Source organism: Tsukamurella paurometabola DSM 20162 (assembly GCF_000092225.1).
Lineage (GTDB): Bacteria > Actinomycetota > Actinomycetes > Mycobacteriales > Mycobacteriaceae > Tsukamurella > Tsukamurella paurometabola.
In genome coordinates this window covers 3,848,877-3,865,143 of sequence record NC_014158.1, presented here as the reverse complement: position 1 = coordinate 3,865,143, position 16,267 = coordinate 3,848,877, and the positions used below count along the sequence as shown (strand labels likewise).

At 68.5% G+C, this 16,267-nt stretch carries 17 protein-coding genes and 1 riboswitch; of the genes, 7 read left to right on the top strand and 10 right to left on the bottom strand.

What is annotated here, in order from left to right:
• The first annotated feature begins 115 nt into the window (after nt 1–115).
• Entirely contained in the window at nt 116–1,711 is a 1,596-nt protein-coding gene (locus TPAU_RS18730) for an HNH endonuclease signature motif containing protein (protein ID WP_013128319.1), read from the top strand.
• Nucleotides 1,712–1,774: 63 nt separating this feature from the next.
• On the opposite strand, the gene TPAU_RS18725 is transcribed toward TPAU_RS18730, so the two are convergent.
• Together TPAU_RS18725 and TPAU_RS18720 are read right to left on the bottom strand one after the other, a co-directional pair.
• Nucleotides 1,775–3,118 (bottom strand): MFS transporter, encoded by a 1,344-nt coding sequence (locus TPAU_RS18725; protein WP_083773891.1) that lies wholly within the window; start codon nt 3,116–3,118, stop codon nt 1,775–1,777.
• A 144-nt stretch (nt 3,119–3,262) separates the two neighbouring features.
• Entirely contained in the window at nt 3,263–4,123 is an 861-nt protein-coding gene (locus TPAU_RS18720; RefSeq protein WP_013128317.1) for a LuxR C-terminal-related transcriptional regulator, read from the bottom strand.
• Nucleotides 4,124–4,318: 195 nt separating this feature from the next.
• Here TPAU_RS18720 and TPAU_RS18715 point away from each other — a divergent pair, with 195 nt between their 5' ends.
• The 3 genes from TPAU_RS18715 to TPAU_RS18705 all read left to right on the top strand — a co-directional run bounded on the left by TPAU_RS18715 (nt 4,319) and on the right by TPAU_RS18705 (nt 7,354).
• Nucleotides 4,319–5,257 carry an ABC transporter ATP-binding protein gene (locus tag TPAU_RS18715; RefSeq protein WP_013128316.1) on the top strand — a complete coding sequence of 313 codons (939 nt, stop codon included), beginning with the start codon at nt 4,319–4,321 and terminating at the stop codon, nt 5,255–5,257.
• Nucleotides 5,254–6,024, top strand: coding sequence for an ABC transporter permease (locus tag TPAU_RS18710; protein WP_013128315.1), 771 nt, complete (start codon nt 5,254–5,256; stop codon nt 6,022–6,024). The genes TPAU_RS18715 and TPAU_RS18710 overlap by 4 nt, the downstream gene beginning before the upstream one ends.
• A 121-nt stretch (nt 6,025–6,145) precedes the next feature.
• The gene (locus TPAU_RS18705) at nt 6,146–7,354 is read left to right on the top strand and encodes an AbrB family transcriptional regulator (RefSeq protein ID WP_013128314.1); all 1,209 of its coding nucleotides are present in this window, start codon (nt 6,146–6,148) and stop codon (nt 7,352–7,354) included.
• Here the strand turns inward: TPAU_RS18705 and thiD (TPAU_RS18700) are convergent.
• The 5 genes from thiD (TPAU_RS18700) to TPAU_RS18680 form a co-directional block, all read right to left on the bottom strand.
• A complete protein-coding gene (gene thiD / locus TPAU_RS18700; RefSeq protein WP_013128313.1) occupies nt 7,320–8,162 on the bottom strand; it encodes a bifunctional hydroxymethylpyrimidine kinase/phosphomethylpyrimidine kinase in 843 nt (280 codons plus the stop codon). The genes TPAU_RS18705 and thiD (TPAU_RS18700) overlap by 35 nt on opposite strands.
• Before the next feature lie 10 nt (nt 8,163–8,172).
• Nucleotides 8,173–9,060 carry a bifunctional hydroxymethylpyrimidine kinase/phosphomethylpyrimidine kinase gene (gene thiD / locus TPAU_RS18695; protein WP_013128312.1) on the bottom strand — a complete coding sequence of 296 codons (888 nt, stop codon included), beginning with the start codon at nt 9,058–9,060 and terminating at the stop codon, nt 8,173–8,175.
• Entirely contained in the window at nt 9,057–10,757 is a 1,701-nt protein-coding gene (gene thiC / locus TPAU_RS18690; RefSeq protein WP_013128311.1) for a phosphomethylpyrimidine synthase ThiC, read from the bottom strand. The genes thiD (TPAU_RS18695) and thiC overlap by 4 nt, the downstream gene beginning before the upstream one ends.
• A riboswitch (TPP riboswitch) is annotated at nt 10,754–10,865 on the bottom strand. (Overlaps the previous gene by 4 nt.)
• Nucleotides 10,866–10,896: 31 nt before the next feature.
• Nucleotides 10,897–12,009, bottom strand: coding sequence for an ABC transporter permease (locus tag TPAU_RS18685; RefSeq protein ID WP_013128310.1), 1,113 nt, complete (start codon nt 12,007–12,009; stop codon nt 10,897–10,899).
• Nucleotides 12,006–12,845 (bottom strand): ABC transporter ATP-binding protein, encoded by an 840-nt coding sequence (locus TPAU_RS18680; RefSeq protein ID WP_013128309.1) that lies wholly within the window; start codon nt 12,843–12,845, stop codon nt 12,006–12,008. The genes TPAU_RS18685 and TPAU_RS18680 overlap by 4 nt, the downstream gene beginning before the upstream one ends.
• Before the next feature lie 133 nt (nt 12,846–12,978).
• On the opposite strand from TPAU_RS18680, the gene TPAU_RS18675 reads away from it, so the two are divergent.
• A complete protein-coding gene (locus TPAU_RS18675; RefSeq protein ID WP_013128308.1) occupies nt 12,979–13,314 on the top strand; it encodes a GNAT family N-acetyltransferase in 336 nt (111 codons plus the stop codon).
• Between the two features lies 1 nt (nt 13,315).
• Here the strand turns inward: TPAU_RS18675 and TPAU_RS18670 are convergent, their stop codons facing one another.
• Genes TPAU_RS18670 through TPAU_RS18660 form a run of 3 tightly spaced genes read right to left on the bottom strand, consistent with a single transcriptional unit; the run spans nt 13,316 to nt 15,251 of the window.
• Nucleotides 13,316–13,789, bottom strand: coding sequence for a DUF1990 family protein (locus tag TPAU_RS18670; protein WP_013128307.1), 474 nt, complete (start codon nt 13,787–13,789; stop codon nt 13,316–13,318).
• Nucleotides 13,786–14,655, bottom strand: a complete 870-nt coding sequence (locus tag TPAU_RS18665; protein WP_013128306.1) for a GNAT family N-acetyltransferase — start codon at nt 14,653–14,655, stop codon at nt 13,786–13,788. The genes TPAU_RS18670 and TPAU_RS18665 overlap by 4 nt, the downstream gene beginning before the upstream one ends.
• Entirely contained in the window at nt 14,655–15,251 is a 597-nt protein-coding gene (locus tag TPAU_RS18660; protein ID WP_013128305.1) for a peptide deformylase, read from the bottom strand. The genes TPAU_RS18665 and TPAU_RS18660 overlap by 1 nt, the downstream gene beginning before the upstream one ends.
• Nucleotides 15,252–15,371: 120 nt before the next feature.
• Between TPAU_RS18660 and napA the strand changes: the two genes are divergently transcribed.
• Complete coding sequence (gene napA, locus TPAU_RS18655; RefSeq protein WP_013128304.1) at nt 15,372–15,698, top strand: nucleoid-associated protein NapA; 327 nt, start codon at nt 15,372–15,374, stop codon at nt 15,696–15,698.
• A gap of 19 nt (nt 15,699–15,717) precedes the next feature.
• Nucleotides 15,718–16,197, top strand: coding sequence for a hypothetical protein (locus TPAU_RS18650; protein WP_147291115.1), 480 nt, complete (start codon nt 15,718–15,720; stop codon nt 16,195–16,197).
• The last annotated feature ends 70 nt before the right edge of the window (nt 16,198–16,267 follow it).

Sequence of the window (16,267 nt, the reverse complement as noted above, 5' to 3'; positions counted from 1 at the left end):
TTCCGGAGTGCTGCCTCCAGCGTCCTAGGCCTCACCGACATCATAGATAAAGTGTTCGAATTGTGTTGCAGTCTCGAAACTTCCGAGTAGAATAGGAAGCGGGAGGGAGGCGGCGATGACCGAGGCGGTGTGCACGTCAGCGCAGTATCTGGATGCGCTCGCCGCCTTCGAACACGCCACTGAAATCCTTGCCTCCACGGACCCGGTGCTGCTGTCCTCCCCCGAAGTGTTGGAGGCGTTGTCGCGGCTGGAAGTTGCGGCGCGGAAGGTGCCGGTGGCGCAGCACGCACTGGTGCAGGTCGCGCACGAGCAGGGCCTGCCCGGCAGCCTCGGCTACACCGGCCTCAAGGAAATGTTGATCGATCGGTTACGGCTCGCCGGCACCGAAGCCCGCGACCGGGTTGCCGGTGCGCGAGGCCGAGCGATCGAGCACCTCCCATCCGGTGTTGCGCAGCCGCGGTTCGCGTTGACGATGGCGGCGCAGCGGCAGGGGGCGATCAGTGAACGGCACGCCCTGGTGATCGAGCAGGTGTTCCGGTCCTGCCCACCCAGTGTGGATCAGCCCGAGGTTCTGGAAGACATTCTGGTGACGGCAGCGCGGGAGGTCACCCCCGAAGACGTAGCCAAGGTCGGCCAGCGGGCGATCGAGTTGCTGGACCCCGATGGAGTGGAGCCGAACCCGGAGAAAGCACGCCGCGCCCGCGGACTGGAAATCGGGCGCCAGGACAAGAATCTGGTCTCCGACTTCGGCGGCACCCTCTCCGCCGAATGCCGGGCGTTGATGGAAGCGGTATTCGCGAAATACGCCCGCCCCGGGGTGCACAACCCGGACGATCCCGACAGCCCGGCTGAGGGCGCCACCGCCGACCAGTTGCACGAGGCGGCGGAGCGGGATCACCGCAGCCTCGCCCAACGCCAACACGACGCGTTGACGCACGCCCTGCGGCTCGCGGTCTCGTCGGGTGAACTCGGCCAGCACCGCGGACTGTCATGCGTTCCGATCATCACCATGGGCATCGATCAGCTCGAATCCGAGGTCGGGGTCGCGACCACCGCCACCGGCGGCAGGCTGTCCATCACAGACGCCATCCGCATGGCGGGCACCAACCCGAAATACGTCCTCCTCCTCGACCTCCACCAACGACCCCTGTTCCTCGGGCGGGAGAAACGCCTCGCCACCGCCGATCAACGGATCGCGCTCTACGGCAGCGAACACGGCTGCACCGCACCCGGCTGTGACGCCCCCGCGACGCGGACGCAGGTCCATCACGTCACCGAATGGCAGAACGGAGGCCGCACCGACATCACCGGCCTCACCCTCGCCTGCGATGCCCACCACAGCAAAGTCTCGCCGGCACTATCCGGGATGGAGACCGTCGTCGTGCCCGCAGGCGACTACGCTGGCCGCATCGGGTGGCGCCGCAACACCACCGCCGGCCCCCACAAGGTCAACCACAACCACCACGCCGCCGAGCTGTACTACCAAGCCCTCGAACGCTGGCACCGCACCCGCGAACAACTCCGCCAGCTATGGCGCACCCACGACCTGCGGGAACAGTACGAGGACCGGATCGGCAGCACCTACACCGACATCGACGCCCTCCTCGACAGCCCCCACGGCCCACCCCTGCTCGAAACACTCCTCGCCGAACACGACGCTGACAATGCCTGGCGCACACGTCCACCCGGCGACGCACCCCGCGCTGCCTGATCTGGTGCAGCAGGTCTGTGCCCCACGCCGTCACCGACACGAACCGCAGATCAACGCGGTGGATCAGACCGAGGCCAGATCGTCATCTCCCGTCGGGGCGGGCTCTTCCGCGGTCTCGACGATGTCGTGATCCTTGGTCTCGACCATGAGGTAGCAACACAGCACGCTCACGGCGGACAGCCCGGCGAGCATCACGCCCACCCACAGCACGTGGCCCTCCTCGACCAGCTTGGCGGCGATCAGCGGCGGGATCGCGCCACCGAGTATGCCGGCGAGGTTGTAGCCGAGACCCGCCCCGGTGTAGCGGTAGCGCTCGTGGAACATCTCCGGCAGCGCCGCACCGGCCGGGCCGTACGCGATCCCGAAGATCACCAGCGTGCCGATCAGGCCGAGTGCGTACATCGCCAGGTTCTTGGTGTCGAGAATCGGGAACAGGACCAGAGCCCACACCACCGCCAGTGCACACGAGGTCATGATCACCTTGCGCCGCCCGATCGTGTCCGAGTACACGGCCGAGGCGGCGATCGAGAGACCGAAGAACACCGCGGCCACCATTCCCATCGCCAGCACAGTGGTGCGCGGGAAGCCGAGATTCTTCGTCGCGTAGTTCGTGAGGAATGCGGTGCCCATGTAGAACAGCGAGAAGAGCGAGGCCAGCGCGCCACCGGCGATCAGGATCTCCTTCCACTGGAAGCGGATCGCATCCAGGAAGGGCAGCTTAGTGCGGTGGATCTCCTGCATCGCGCGCTTGCGGACCTCGGTGAACACCGGAGTCTCTTCGACGGTGAGACGCACCCACAGGCCCACCAGCACCAGCAGTGCCGAGAGCAGGAAGGGCACGCGCCAGCCGATCGTCATGAAGGCACTGTCGGCATCCTTGGTGTTGCCCGCGGTCACGGTGAACAGCAGGAAGGTGCCACTGGAGAGGAAGAACGCGAAGGCCGGACCCAGCTGCGGGTACATGGCGAACTTACCGCGCTGCCCCTTCGGGGCGTATTCGGCGGTCAGCAGCGTGGCGCCGGCCCATTCGCCGCCCACCGCGAAGCCCTGGAGGAAGCGCATCACCACGAGCAGCACGGGCGCCAGCGTGCCGATGCCGTTCGGAAACAGCCCGAAGACGCCGGTCTCGCTGCCGGGCAGCAGCCCGATGACGACGGTCGCGAAGCCCATGATGAGCAGGGTCCACACCAGCGTTCGCTTGCGGCCGATCCGATCGCCGAAGTGCCCGAACAGGATCGCGCCCACTGGCCGGGCGAAGAAGGCGACGGCGAACGTGGCGAACGAGGCCATCGTCGCCACACCCGGGCTCATGTTCGAGAAGAAGATCGTCGGGAACACCAGCGCGGCGGCGGTGCCGTAGATGAAGAAGTCGTAGAACTCGATCGTGGTGCCGATCGAGCTGGCCATCGCGACCCGGCGGAGCCGGGGCTTCGGGACAGTGGGGAGTTCGCGTGCGCTCAACTTCGCTCCTGGGGGTCGAAAGGACGTGCCAGAAACGTAGTGACAGCGGTCACATCAGCGGTACCCCCGAAAGGGGGTAGCCGCCTGTACTCACGGCAGAAGCCCCAGGCTGCGGGCTCGCGTGACCGATTCGAAGCGCGTCCGGGTGCCCAGCTTCTGGCCCGCGCTGCGCAGGTACGCCTTCACCGTCTCGGCGCCGATCGACAGTCGCTGCGCAACCTCGGCGTTGGTGCAGCCGAGGGCTACCTGGGCGAGAACATCCACCTCGCGTGCGGTGAGCGGTCGCTCGGGCGGTGCTTCGTCGGCATGGCGGCCGAGCCTGGAGATGCGCCCGCACGCCGACTCCAACCGGGCGCGCACGGCACCGTCGGCGATCTCCCCGGCGATCGTGCGCAGCTCTGAGAAGACCTCCCGCAACAGCTCCCGGTCGACGCCGCCGAGACCGGTGCGCTCGGCCGCCGCGGCCTCGGCGTACTGCACCCGGCGCTCGACCTCCTCACGGATCCGCAACTCCTGAGCAAGTTCTCGGACGGTGCTCGATACCGCGCCGAGTACGGTGTCTCCGAGTGTGCATTCGCGGCGGTCGGCGGCGTAGAACACGGCGCGCACCGTGTGGTTCACCGTGAGCGGCATCGCGACCATCGAGCGCAGTCCTTCTGCCGCCACGTGCGCGTGATAGTGCTGAGTGATGCCCGCAGTGCTGTAGTCCGTGACCGCCGTGGGCCGTCCGGTGCGCAGGACATGCCCGCCGAGCCCGGCGCCCCGTGCGACGGGCAGACCGTCGAGTGCCGTGGTGCGGAGACCGACCCCGCCACTGAGGATCACCCGGTCGGCGTCGACGAGACCGACGAAGGACACCGGAAGTTCGGTTCGAGTGCGAATGGTGTGAAGGGTCGCCCTCGCCCCGTCGAGATCGACGACCGGCGCGAGGCCGGCGGGGCGGGCGGTCATGAACGGTCTCCGGGGTTACGACATCAGGTGAATCATCATGACATGTCCGAATCTCGCACGTGGTCCGAATCGTGCAGGTCGGGGCGTGTAGACGCGGGCCGACCGGGCAGATCGGCGCAAGCGGCACCCACATCGCCGCGCACCAGCAGTCGTCAGGCACCGGCGGAGGCGGCCGCCGGTTGCTAGCGTGAATTCATGATCGAAGTCTCGGGGCTCACGAAAACGTACGGGGCCGTGCAAGCGGTCAACGACCTGTCGTTCGCGGTGCGGCCCGGCCGGGTGACCGGATTCCTCGGCCCGAACGGTGCGGGCAAGTCGACGACGATGCGGTGCATCCTCGGCCTCGATCGTCCGACTGCGGGCACGGCGACCATCGACGGCCGCGACTACGCCGCCATCGACCGACCGCTCACCCAGGTGGGCGCACTGCTCGATGCGAAATGGGTGCACCCCAATCGCACCGCGCGCAATCACCTGCGGTGGATGGCCGCCGCAAGCGGGCTCCCGGCGAGTCGTGCCGACGAGTGTCTGGCGATGGTGGGCCTGTCCGATGTGGCCGATAAGAAGGCCGGCGGCTTCTCCCTCGGCATGTCGCAGCGACTCGGCATCGCCGGTGCGCTGCTCGGAGATCCGCCGGTACTCATGTTCGACGAGCCGGTGAACGGTCTCGACCCCGAGGGCATCGTGTGGGTGCGCACGTTCATGAAATCGCTGGCGGCGCAGGGACGCACAGTGTTCGTCTCCAGTCACCTACTGGCCGAGATGGCCCTTACCGCTGATGATGTGGTGATCGTGGGACGCGGCCACCTGGTGTGGAACGGCACCATGGCCGACTTCATCGCGCAGAACTCGGAACACGCGGTGCGCGTGCGCAGTCCGCGGGAGAAGGAACTCGCCGAGGCGCTCACCGCCCGCGGCCTGAACGTGGCGGTCGCGGCGGAACCGGCGCCCGGAGGTGGTGGCCGCACCGTGCTCACCGTGCAGGGAGCGACCAGTGACGCGGTCGGAGAGATCGCGGCCGCCGCGGGACTGCCGCTCAGTGAACTCGCGCCGCAGACGAGTTCGCTGGAGCAGGTTTTCATGCAGCTCACCGGTGGTGCCGTGGAGTACCGGGGCCTGGGAGGTGCCGCATGATCGTGCGTGCCGCCCGCGCCGAGTGGGTCAAACTGTCCACCGTCCGCGCTACCAGGTGGACACTGGCGGCGTCGATCGCCTTCGGCCTGTTCATCGTGGTGCTCGTCGCGCTCGTGACCCGCAACAGCGAGTCCACGACCGAAGACGGGATCCATCTGGCTCTCGCCCCGTTCACCGGGCTGGGCGGCATCCCCGGCATCGCAGTGATCTTCTCGGCGGTGATCGGCATCCTGTCGGTGACCAGCGAGATCCGGTTCAACACCATCCGCACCACCTTCCTCGCGGTCTCGCATCGGCCGGTGGCGCTCGTCGCCAAGACCGTCGTCGTGGGCGTGGTCTGCGCGGTGGCCTTCTTCCTCGCGGAAGTGGTGGCGATGGCGGTGTTCCTCATCCTCGGCGGAGGCGGCGCCGGATTCTCACCCTTCGGTGACGGCGCCAGTGTGTACATCACGCTGCCGATCGCCGCGGCCCTCGCCTCGACACTGGGCCTCGCCGTGGGCACCGCGGTCCGCAATGCCGCCGGTGCCATCACGCTGCTCCTCGCGTACATGATGGTGGTCGAGTCCGTCATCGTCACGGTCCCGCAGACCCGAGGTGCGGCGCCGTACCTTCCGATGACGAACTTCGAGAACTTCCTCGGCACCGCGACGGCGACATCGGCGATCGACTTCCCATGGCCACCCGTCGGGTCGCTGGTCTACCTCATCGTGGTGATCGGACTGCTATGGGTCGGTTCCGTCGCCCTCATCACGCGCCGCGACGCCTGACGATGTGACCCGCGTCGCCGTACGGCGTGCGGAAAAACGCACGCCATGGCCCATGTGAGGATCACGTGAACTTCCGTCCCGCCACCTTTCGATAGATCGTTCGCAGTGCTACATAGGAAGGGTGACCGCGCAGCCGCCCGTCGTCGAGGAGGTGCCGCCGGCGACCGCCGATTCGTCCGGCGCCGCCGAGCGGCCTACCCCGACCCGCGCGAGTCGGCTCACGAAGGCGTGCACCGGGCGCGTCCCCCGCTACCTCGCGGTCGTGCTCGTCGCCTGGGTCGCGGCCGAACTGGCCGCGCTCTTCGGGGTACCGGCACCGTCGTTGCTCGCGGCCCTCGCCCTCGGGGCCGGGTTGCGGATCGCCCTGGGCCGGGAGATCTCCGTCCCCGCCGACGCGAGCAAGTGGACGCAGGCCTTCATCGGCGTCATGCTCGGCAGCTACCTCAACCTCGAGGCCATCCGCACCGTCGGGCCGGTGATCGCGCCCTTCCTGCTGATCTCGGTCTTGACCATCGTGCTGTCGATGTTCACCGCGTGGGCGCTCAGCCGCGCCGTGACCGCCCTCGACCAGCGGACCGCGACTCTGGGGCTCATGGTCGGTGGATCATCGGCGGTGGTCACCCTGTGCGACGAGCTCGGTGCCCGCAAAGACGTGGTGGGCGTGATGCAGTACTCCCGAGTGCTGCTAGTGAGCCTCACCGCCCCGTTCGTGATGACGGCGCTCGCCGGTACCGCCGCGGCCACCTCGCGGCAACGTGTCACGGATCTGCAGATCGTGGGACGAGGCGACCAGATCGCCGGCCTGTCGATCGCGATCGTTTTCGCCATCGTGGGCATGTGGCTCGGCCGCAAACTCCGATTGCCGGGCGGCGGCCTGATCGGTCCGATGCTGGTGGCCGCCGTGATCGGCGGCGCCCAACTCACCCGCGGCTTCGCCCCGCAGGGTGCGTTCAAGGAACTGCTGCTGATCGTCGTGGGCCTGGAAGTGGGGCTCATGTTCGACCGACGGATGCTCCGCCGGCTCGCGCACCTGCTGCCAGCCATCGGTGTGGGCATCCTCTTCCTGTGCGGTGTCGTGGCGTTGCTGGCCGCGGCGGCCGCCCGGATCACCGGGGTGCCGCTCGCCGACGCCTACCTCGCGACCACACCGGGCGGGATCAATGCGGTCGTCGCCAGCGCCGCGGGCAGCGGCGATGCGAACATGGCATTGATCGCGACCGTGCAGAGCTTGCGCCTGATCATCGTGGTGCTGGCGCTGCCGCTGATCGTGGTGGCGATGAACCGGTTGGCGATGCTCAAGCGTCCGGGCGCAACCGCCACGAAGCATTGACGGGGCCGTGGCCCGCACCGACCGGGTACGCGGCGGCCAGCGAACGGGTCACCCACTCCTTGCCGAAGGCGATCGCCTCGGGCACGGATCGGCCGTGCGCGAGCGCGCATACGGCGGCCGCGCCCAGGGTGTCGCCCGCACCGTGATCGTGGCGGGTATCGATCCGCTGGGCCTCGAACTCCACGAAGTCGGTGCCGTCGTAGAGCACGTCGGTGCTGGTGACCGCGGTTCGCAGATGTCCGCCCTTGACCAGCGCCCATCGCGGACCCAGATCGTGCAGCGCGCGAGCGGCGTCGCGCTGCGTGGCATCGTCGATCACCTCGATCCCGGTGATCAGCCGCACCTCATCGAGGTTCGGGGTGACCACCCACGCCAGCGGGAACAGTCGCCGCAGCAGTGTGTCCAGCGCCTCCGGCGAGAGCAGCGGATCGCCGTGCTGCGAGGCACACACCGGGTCCACGAGGAACGGGATGTGCTCGCCGATACCCACATCGGCGGCGGTCCCGGCGATGGCGTCGATGATGCCGGCGTTCGCGAGCATCCCCGTCTTCACGCCGCTCACCCCGATATCAGCCACCACCGCGAGGATCTGACCCGCCACCGTTTCCGGCGGAATCGCGTGGAAACCGGTGACTCCCAGGCTGTTCTGCACGGTCACGGCGGTCACGGCGCTGGTGCCGTGCACCCCGGTGAGCGCAAAGGTCCGCAGGTCCGATTGCAGGCCCGCGGCGCCGCCGGAATCGGAGCCGGCGATGGTCATCACGCGCACCGGCGTCTCGCCGGATCCGGGCAGGGGCAGGTGTTGCATGACCCTCAGGCTAGAACTCGGGCGCGATATCGACGCGCCACAGCGGGTTGACGGGACCGTGGCCCGCCCCGAGCGGATACGACCACCGCAGCCCTTCGGTGACCCAGGCCTTGCCGAACTCGACGGCTTCGGGCACCGCACGGCCGTGCGCCAGTGCCGCGGTGATCGCCGCGGCCAAGGTGTCGCCCGCGCCATGATCGTGGCCGGTGGGCACGCGGGGGCACACCAGTTCCACGAAGTCCTCGCCGTCGGTCAGCACGTCGGGGCTGTCGGGGCAATCGCGCAGGTGTCCGCCTTTGATCAAGGCCCACTGCACGCCCAGGTCCAGTAGTGCCCGAGCCGCATCGCGCTGCGACGCGCCGTCGCAGACCTCGATTCCGGTGATCAATCGCACCTCGTCGAGATTGGGGGTGGCCACGGTGGCGCGGGGCAGAAGGAGGGTGCGCAGCGCATCGAGTGCGTCCGTCGCCAGCAGCGGGTCGCCGTGCATCGACGCCGCGACCGGGTCGACCACCAATGGTGCGCCCCGTCCCTTCCCTATGTCCTGATCGTCAGCGGCGGCAGCGACCGCCTCGATGATCGCAGTGGACGCCAGCATTCCGGTCTTCGCCGCCTCCACTCCGATATCACCGGCGACCGAGCGGATCTGGGAGCCCACGATCGCCGGGGCGACCTCGCTGAAGTCCTGCACACCCACGCTGTTCTGCACCGTGATCGCCGTGACCGCCACGCAGGCGTGCACGCCGAGCATCGCGAAGGTGCGCATGTCCGCTTGAATCCCCGCGCCACCACCGGAATCCGATCCGGCGATCGTGAGCACGCGGTGCGGAGCGACGCCGCGCGCCGGGGTCGGCAGGGTCGACGGTGCGCCGACCGCCACCCGGCGCGGCCCGGTCACCGCTGCGCGGTCTCGAGCGGGATGTACACCCGGCCACCGGCGTCGGTGAATTCCTTCGACTTCTCCGCCATATCGGCGGCGAGCTTGGCGGCGATGTCCTCCTGCGTCACCAGGTTGTGCTCCTGCGCGTAGGCGCGCACATCGGCGCTGATCCGCATGGAGCAGAACTTCGGGCCGCACATCGAGCAGAAGTGCGCCGTCTTCGCCGGTTCGGCGGGCAGTGTCTCGTCGTGGAACTCACGGGCGGTGTCGGGGTCCAGCGATAGGTTGAACTGGTCCACCCAGCGGAACTCGAAGCGCGCCTTGGAGAGTTCGTCATCGCGGGACTGCGCGCCCGGGTGGCCCTTCGCGAGATCGGCCGAGTGCGCGGCGATCTTGTACGTGATCACGCCGGTCTTCACATCGTCGCGGTTCGGCAGGCCCAGGTGCTCCTTCGGCGTCACGTAACAGAGCATCGCCGTACCGGCCTGCGCGATGATCGCCGCGCCGATGGCCGAGGTGATGTGGTCGTACGCCGGCGCGATATCGGTGGCGAGCGGGCCGAGCGTGTAGAACGGCGCCTCCTCGCACAGCTCCTCCTCCAGGCGCACGTTCTCCACGATCTTGTGCATCGGCACGTGTCCGGGGCCCTCGATCATCACCTGCACGCCATACGACTTCGCGATCTTCGTCAGCTCACCCAAGGTGCGCAGTTCGGCGAACTGCGCCTCGTCGTTGGCGTCCGCGATGGATCCGGGGCGCAGGCCATCGCCCAGGGAGAAGGTCACGTCGTACTCGCGGAGGATCTCGCACAGCTCACCGAAGTGCGTGTACAGGAACGACTCCTCGTGGTGCGCGAGGCACCAGGCCGCCATGATCGAACCGCCGCGGCTGACGATGCCGGTCACCCGGTTCGCGGCCAGCGGAACGTAGCGCAGCAGCACACCCGCGTGCACGGTCATGTAGTCGACGCCCTGCTCGCACTGCTCGATCACCGTGTCCCGGTAGATCTCCCAGGTGAGCTTGGTGGGATCGCCCTTGACCTTCTCCAGGGCCTGGTAGATCGGCACCGTGCCCACCGGGACCGGTGAGTTCCGCATGATCCACTCGCGGGTCTCGTGGATGTCCTTGCCGGTGGAGAGATCCATGATGGTGTCGCCGCCCCAGCGGGTGGCCCACACCATCTTCTCGACCTCCTCGCCGATCGAGCTGGTGACCGCCGAGTTGCCGATGTTCGCGTTGATCTTCACCGCGAACGCCTTGCCGATGATCGCGGGTTCCAGTTCGGGGTGCTTGTGGTTCGCCGGGATCACCGCGCGACCGGCGGCCACCTCGGCACGGACGAACTCAGGGTCGAATCCCTCACGGGCAGCGACGAACCGGATCTCGTCGGTGATCACACCGGCGCGTGCCCAGGCGAGCTGGGTGCGGGCGCCGGCACCGCCGTTCTCGGTGGCCACGGGCTCGGGTTTCGCCCATTCATCGCGTGTCTTCGGCAGGCCCGCCTGCAGGTCGTGCAGCTGATCCTCCGAGGCGTACTGGGTGTACGGACCGGAGGTGTCGTAGACGTCGTGATGGTCGCCGTTGGTCAGCGAGATCCGCCGGAAGGGCACGCGCAGAGTGCCATTGCTTCCCGCGATAGCGCGATAACCCTTCTCGGATCCCTCGATCGGGCCGACGGTGACGGTATCGACGGGTGCGGAAACAGAGGGGGACATACGGGACTCCTTCTCCCTACGCCGGCATTACCCGGACAGGTTCGTTCGGTCGACGCCCGCGTCAGGCGTCCTCTCAGCTCGATGCGACGAGCTCCCGTGTGGTGTGCGCTTTCGAGGGTAACGCACATGGAGTCGGGTCTCAGGCGATACGCACGCCCCGTGGCAGGTTCCCCGCCGGAACCCGCAGGCGGCGGGCGGCGAAGGCCAGCCCGATTCCGCCGAGTGCCAGGTTCGCCAGCAGTCCCCAGTACCAGGTGCTTCCGACCGCGGACAGGTCATCGCGATAGCCGTAATAGTCACCGGTGCCGGAGGGAGAGTCGGTGGCACAACGCCGCTCCGGCGGGATCCGCTCGCCCGCGCGGAAGGCCGCCGCGGCATCGGCGACTTCGCCCAGTGCGGTCTCGCGCTGCAGAACGCGCCCGTCCCCGTAGGGGGATCTGAACCAGGTCTCGGACCGCCCGGGATCGTTCGCGCTCGCCGAGTCCGCTACGACCACCAGCGCGTTGGGGGCGACGATCCACCAGATGCGGTTCGTGTGCGCGACCTCCCGGGTGTACGGGTACTCACGGCAGGTCGAGCGGCCGGTGTCGCGGTCGTAGTCCCATTCGGTGCTGATCGTGGTCACCCGCTCGGTGGTGGTCGGAATGAGCACCGCGGCGACCGCGGGAAGCCCGATGAGCAGGAACAACATCGTCAGCTGGGTGATGGCGGCGGAACCGATCGGCCGGGCGAAAAGGGCCGAGAAGCCCAGCCCGATGCCGCAGTAGGCGAGGAATAGCAGTGCAACCACCACGATGCCGAGGATCGATCGCCACACCGGGTACGGCGCCTCGACCACGGCCCACACCAGGAACGGCGTCGAGATCGCCAGCAGCGCGCACGATGCGACCCAGGCGCCGAGCAGCTTTCCCATCGCGAGCTGCAGTCCACTCGCCGGCGTGGCCTGGACGACGGCGAGGGTGGCGTCCTTGCGATCGCCGTTGATCGACGTGGCCGTCATCGTCGGGGAGATCACCAGGCCCAGGAAGCCGACGAATCCGAGGACGAAAAAGTAGAGATTGGTGCCCCACTCGTCGCCCGGGGTGCCGTTGTTCCCCGTCGCGCTGAACCAGCGGGAGGCGAATACCACCAGGGCCACCGCCAGGAAGAAGGCACCGAGCAGGACGCGCCAGCGGGTGGCGCGGGTGCGCTGGCGCAGCTCCAACCCGACGAGCACGCCGACGGTCCGCCACCAATTCGTGAAGCGGCTCATGTGCGATCGGCCTCCAGTGCGAAGTACGAATCCTCCAGGGCGTTGGTGGCACGGGCGAACTCCACCACGTGCACCCCACCGGCGATCTGCTGCGCCAGGTGCGCCGCCGCGTCGGCCTCGGTATCGAAGGTGAGAAAGGTTCCGGCCCCGGCCGGTTCGCCGAGCTGCCGGATGCGCCACGTGCTCCGCGTGTTCTCCGGCGGCGGTTCGGTGCGGCCGCGCGCCATCATCACGACATCGTCGACCATCTCGCCGAGCTCGGAGAGGATGTGCGAGGAGACCAGCACCGCACAGCCGCCGTCGGCGAGCGCGCGCAGCGAATCGCGCAGCTCGAACCTGGACCGCGGGTCCATGCCGGAGGCGGGCTCGTCGAGCAGCAGGATCGGCGGCGAGTGCACCATCGCGCGCGCGAATCCGAGGCGTTGCTTCTGCCCGCGGGAGAGCACTTGCGCCGGCCGGTCGGCGAACTCGGCGAGGTGCACGCGTTCCAGCAGCTCGCGTGCCCGCGCCGTCGCCGCGCCCGTGGGCATGCCGTAGAGCTTGGCGAAGGTGGTGAGGATCTCAGTGGGAGTGAGGGAGTCCCACGTGCCGAACACGTCCGGCATCCATCCGACGCGAGTACGGAGGTCCTCAGGGACGATTGGCGCACCGTCGAGTTCGAGGGTGCCGCTCGACGGTCGGAGCAGGCCCGCCAGCATCAGCAGCAGAGTCGTCTTACCCGCGCCGTTCGGCCCGACGAGTCCGGTGATCCGCCCCGGCGGCAGCGTGAGGGTGGCATCCGCCACCGCTACATGCTGCTTGAAGGTCCGCGTCAGATTGCGTGCGACCAGCGACATTCGTCCACAGTAGCGTGCTGCGACATTCACGATCGAGAAATGTGACGGCTGTGAAAACACTCCCGTCGAGTTCGGCGGGATGTCAGAGTGTCGGCGTACGGTGAAGTGATCCGCATCACAGATGGAGGTCTCCATGCCTGACACGGTCGACGTTCCGCCGCCCACCTTGGAACTGGGCGAGCTGCGGCTCTACGACAATCCCGTGCGTGACCGGTATGAACTCTGGTCGCGCGATGAATTGATCGGTGTAGTGGGCTACGAACTCACCGACCACGGTGACGTGATCCTGCTGCACACCGTGGTGATGGAGAAATTCGGTAAGCAGGGCTTCGCTCGCGCCATCGTCTCCGGCGTGCTCGACGACGCCCGGTCGCGGGAGCGGCAGGTGATCCCGGTCTGCACCTACGTCCGTGGTTTCCTGACCCGGTTCCCGCAGTACCAGGATGTGGTCGTCTCCGCCCGCGCCTGAGTCAGCGCAGCGCTCGCAGGTAGCGGCGGCGGGCGATCAGCTGCGCGATCCGGAGCGCCGGATACGCCGTGCGCCAGAAGCCGCGTGGCGCCGGGCGCGTCAGGGAACGCACCGTGAGCACCACGTCGTCGCCGTCGCGATGCACCACGAACGCTTCCTCGCCGCACACGGGATGTCCGGGGAGAGTGCGGTAGGAGAACCCGACCCGGTCGCGGGCGTCGACCACGTCGACGACCTCGACCGGTTCGGTCACGGTGATGCCCGCGATGCGAGCGGTCACGGTGACCGGCTGTCCCGGGGCGACGGGCTCGTCGGTCGAGACCGCGAAGCCGCTCGCCGTCTTCACGCCCCACCGCAGGACATCGTGGGTGGCGCGGGTCCAGACTTCGTCGCCGGTGCCCACGCGGGCGCTCACCTCGGATCGCCGGTAGCCCGACGGGGCGCCCACCCACACCGGCTCGGCCGGCCGCGTCACGGTTCGGTCCAGTAGCCGTAGCCGTGATGCGCCACGAATCCGAGGCCCCGGTACAACGCGGAGGCAGCCGCATTTTCACGCTCCACCTCGAGGTAGAGGCGATCCGCACCGGCCTCGGCGGCGACGCCGCTCAACACGGTCATGATCCGCGTCGCCAGGCCCCGCCTGCGGCGATCTGGTGCGACCGCGACCGATGCGATCCCGCCCCATCGATTGCCCGCCGCATCGGCGGTCACCGCCAGCCGGCCGGCTGCCACCGTAGTCCCCGCGTGCCTGATCGAGGCGAACAGTGCCGCGCCGTCGACCGCGGTGACCAGCGATTCATCGGCCGCGGTGGCGGCGAGCCAGGCGGAATCAGGCCGGCTCTCAACGTCGACGCCCGCGTCGGACCCGCCGATCGCCGGACGCGTGAGAACGTCGGTCAGGTGACCGAGCTCCGGCGCCCCGCGAATCAGGCGATCGGAGAGCGACAGTCGGAGGGGCAGGCCGCGGGCGGCGAACCAGGCCCGCGGGCCGTCGAGCCGGGCGAGAGTCGCATCCGGGTGTAGGGGAGTGGCACAGTTCGCGCGATGTCCGGCGATCCCTGGGGCGGCGCGGCACAGCCAGCCGTCGATCCACTCCCGCTCGACCGACCACCACCCTCGCGCCCGGGCCAGGTCCAGCGATCGGATCTCGCTCGCCCGCACCGGCCTCGGCGGCACCGTCTTGATCGCGATGATGGCGGAGCGGCTGATCACGTGCTCCGCACCGTCGCGTTCGACGATCACCGGGTCACCGTCGTCAACCAGCCGACCGATCACATCAGTGGCCGCGCCGGTCTGCAGGAGATGGCGGACCACCACCCGGTCGCCGGGGGCCGGGGACATCAGTCGTCGTGCCCGAACGGATCGTCGACGGTGCCGGGCACCCAGGTCAGGCCCGGCGCGTTCCAGCCCTGCTTCTTGATGAATTTCTTCGCCTGCCGGGCGTACCGGCCCACCAGCACATCGGTGTAGAGGAAGCCGTCGAGGTGCCCGGTCTCGTGCTGCAGCATTCGTGCGAAGAAGCCGGTGCCCTCGATCTCGACCTTCTCGCCGTTGCGGTCGGTGCCGACGACCTTGGCCCAGTCCGCGCGGCCGGTCGGGAAGGACTCGCCGGGGACGGAGAGGCAGCCCTCCCAATCGTCGTCGGGATCGGGCATGGTCTCGGGGATCTCGGACGTGGTCAGAACGGGGTTGATCACCTCGCCGCGCCGCCGCTCGTGGGTCTCCTCGTCGGGGCAGTCGTAGACGAACAACCGCAGATCGCGGCCCACCTGATTGCCGGCGAGGCCCACGCCGTTGGCACGGTCCATGGTCTCGAGCATGTCATCGAGCAACGCGACGATCTCGGCGTCGGGCCGACCGTCGGCATCGAGCTCGACCGGCGTGGTCGGGGTGTGCAGGACAGGGTCGCCGACGATGACGATGGGAAGTACGGCCATAACCTACAAACTTAGTCGCCTCTCTCGGCGACACGCCCCCGCAGCCCCGTCGCGGCCCCCTCGGCCGTGGTTAGATTGTCGCGAACTACAGCAGTGTTATTTCGAATGCGAGGGGAACGCATGGAGGGCGCCGGCGCGGCCGCGCAGAACTTGGCCAATACGGACGCGCACTCCGACCAGCATCGTGGCGAGGACGGCCTGACCCGCCGCGAACACGACATTCTCGCCTTCGAGCGGCAGTGGTGGAAGTACGCCGGTGCCAAGGAGGACGCGATCAAGGAGCTCTTCGGGCTCTCCGCGACCCGCTATTACCAGGTGCTCAATGCCCTGGTCGACACCCCGGAGGCGCTCGCCGCCGACCCCATGCTCGTCAAGCGCCTGCGCCGCGTGCGCGCCAGCCGGCAGAAGGCTCGCGCGGCCCGCAAGCTCGGCTTCGAGATCACCTGATCCCGTACAGTTCAGTGTTGTGAGCAGTACTCCTAACAGCCGCCCCGTGCCGATCCGTGCGATCGTGATGATCCTGATCTCCCTGGCGATCCTGTTCGCCGCGATCGGTGTGCACGGCTTCGCGACCCGGGACGACGATCCGCAGGCCGCGCTGAACGCGCAGGAGGACAAGCTCAACGCGCAGGCGACCGGGGCCGCCGCGGCGCCCGCGGGTGAGAAGGGTGACAAGCCCGTCGTGTGCCTGATCGCCGTGAACCGGGCGCCCCTCGGCGATGCCACCGATCGCCTCACCAAGGCGGGTATGCCGCCTCGGGAGGACACCGACGTATGGCCGGCCCGCCCTGCGGCTCCCCGTGCCACCACCGTGTACTTCGACGAGGGCGGCGAGGATCAAGCGAAGACCGTGTCGTCCGTTCTCCCCGGATCGACCACCGTTGCCCGGCCCGATGGGCTCGCGGCCTGCGCGAACAGCATCGCCGTCGCGGTCGTGCGCAAGTAGTAGGTCCTCACCGCACCGGCCTAATCGGGCCCCGATATGATTTGCGCAAGCTCAGCCCAGGTAGCCGTTG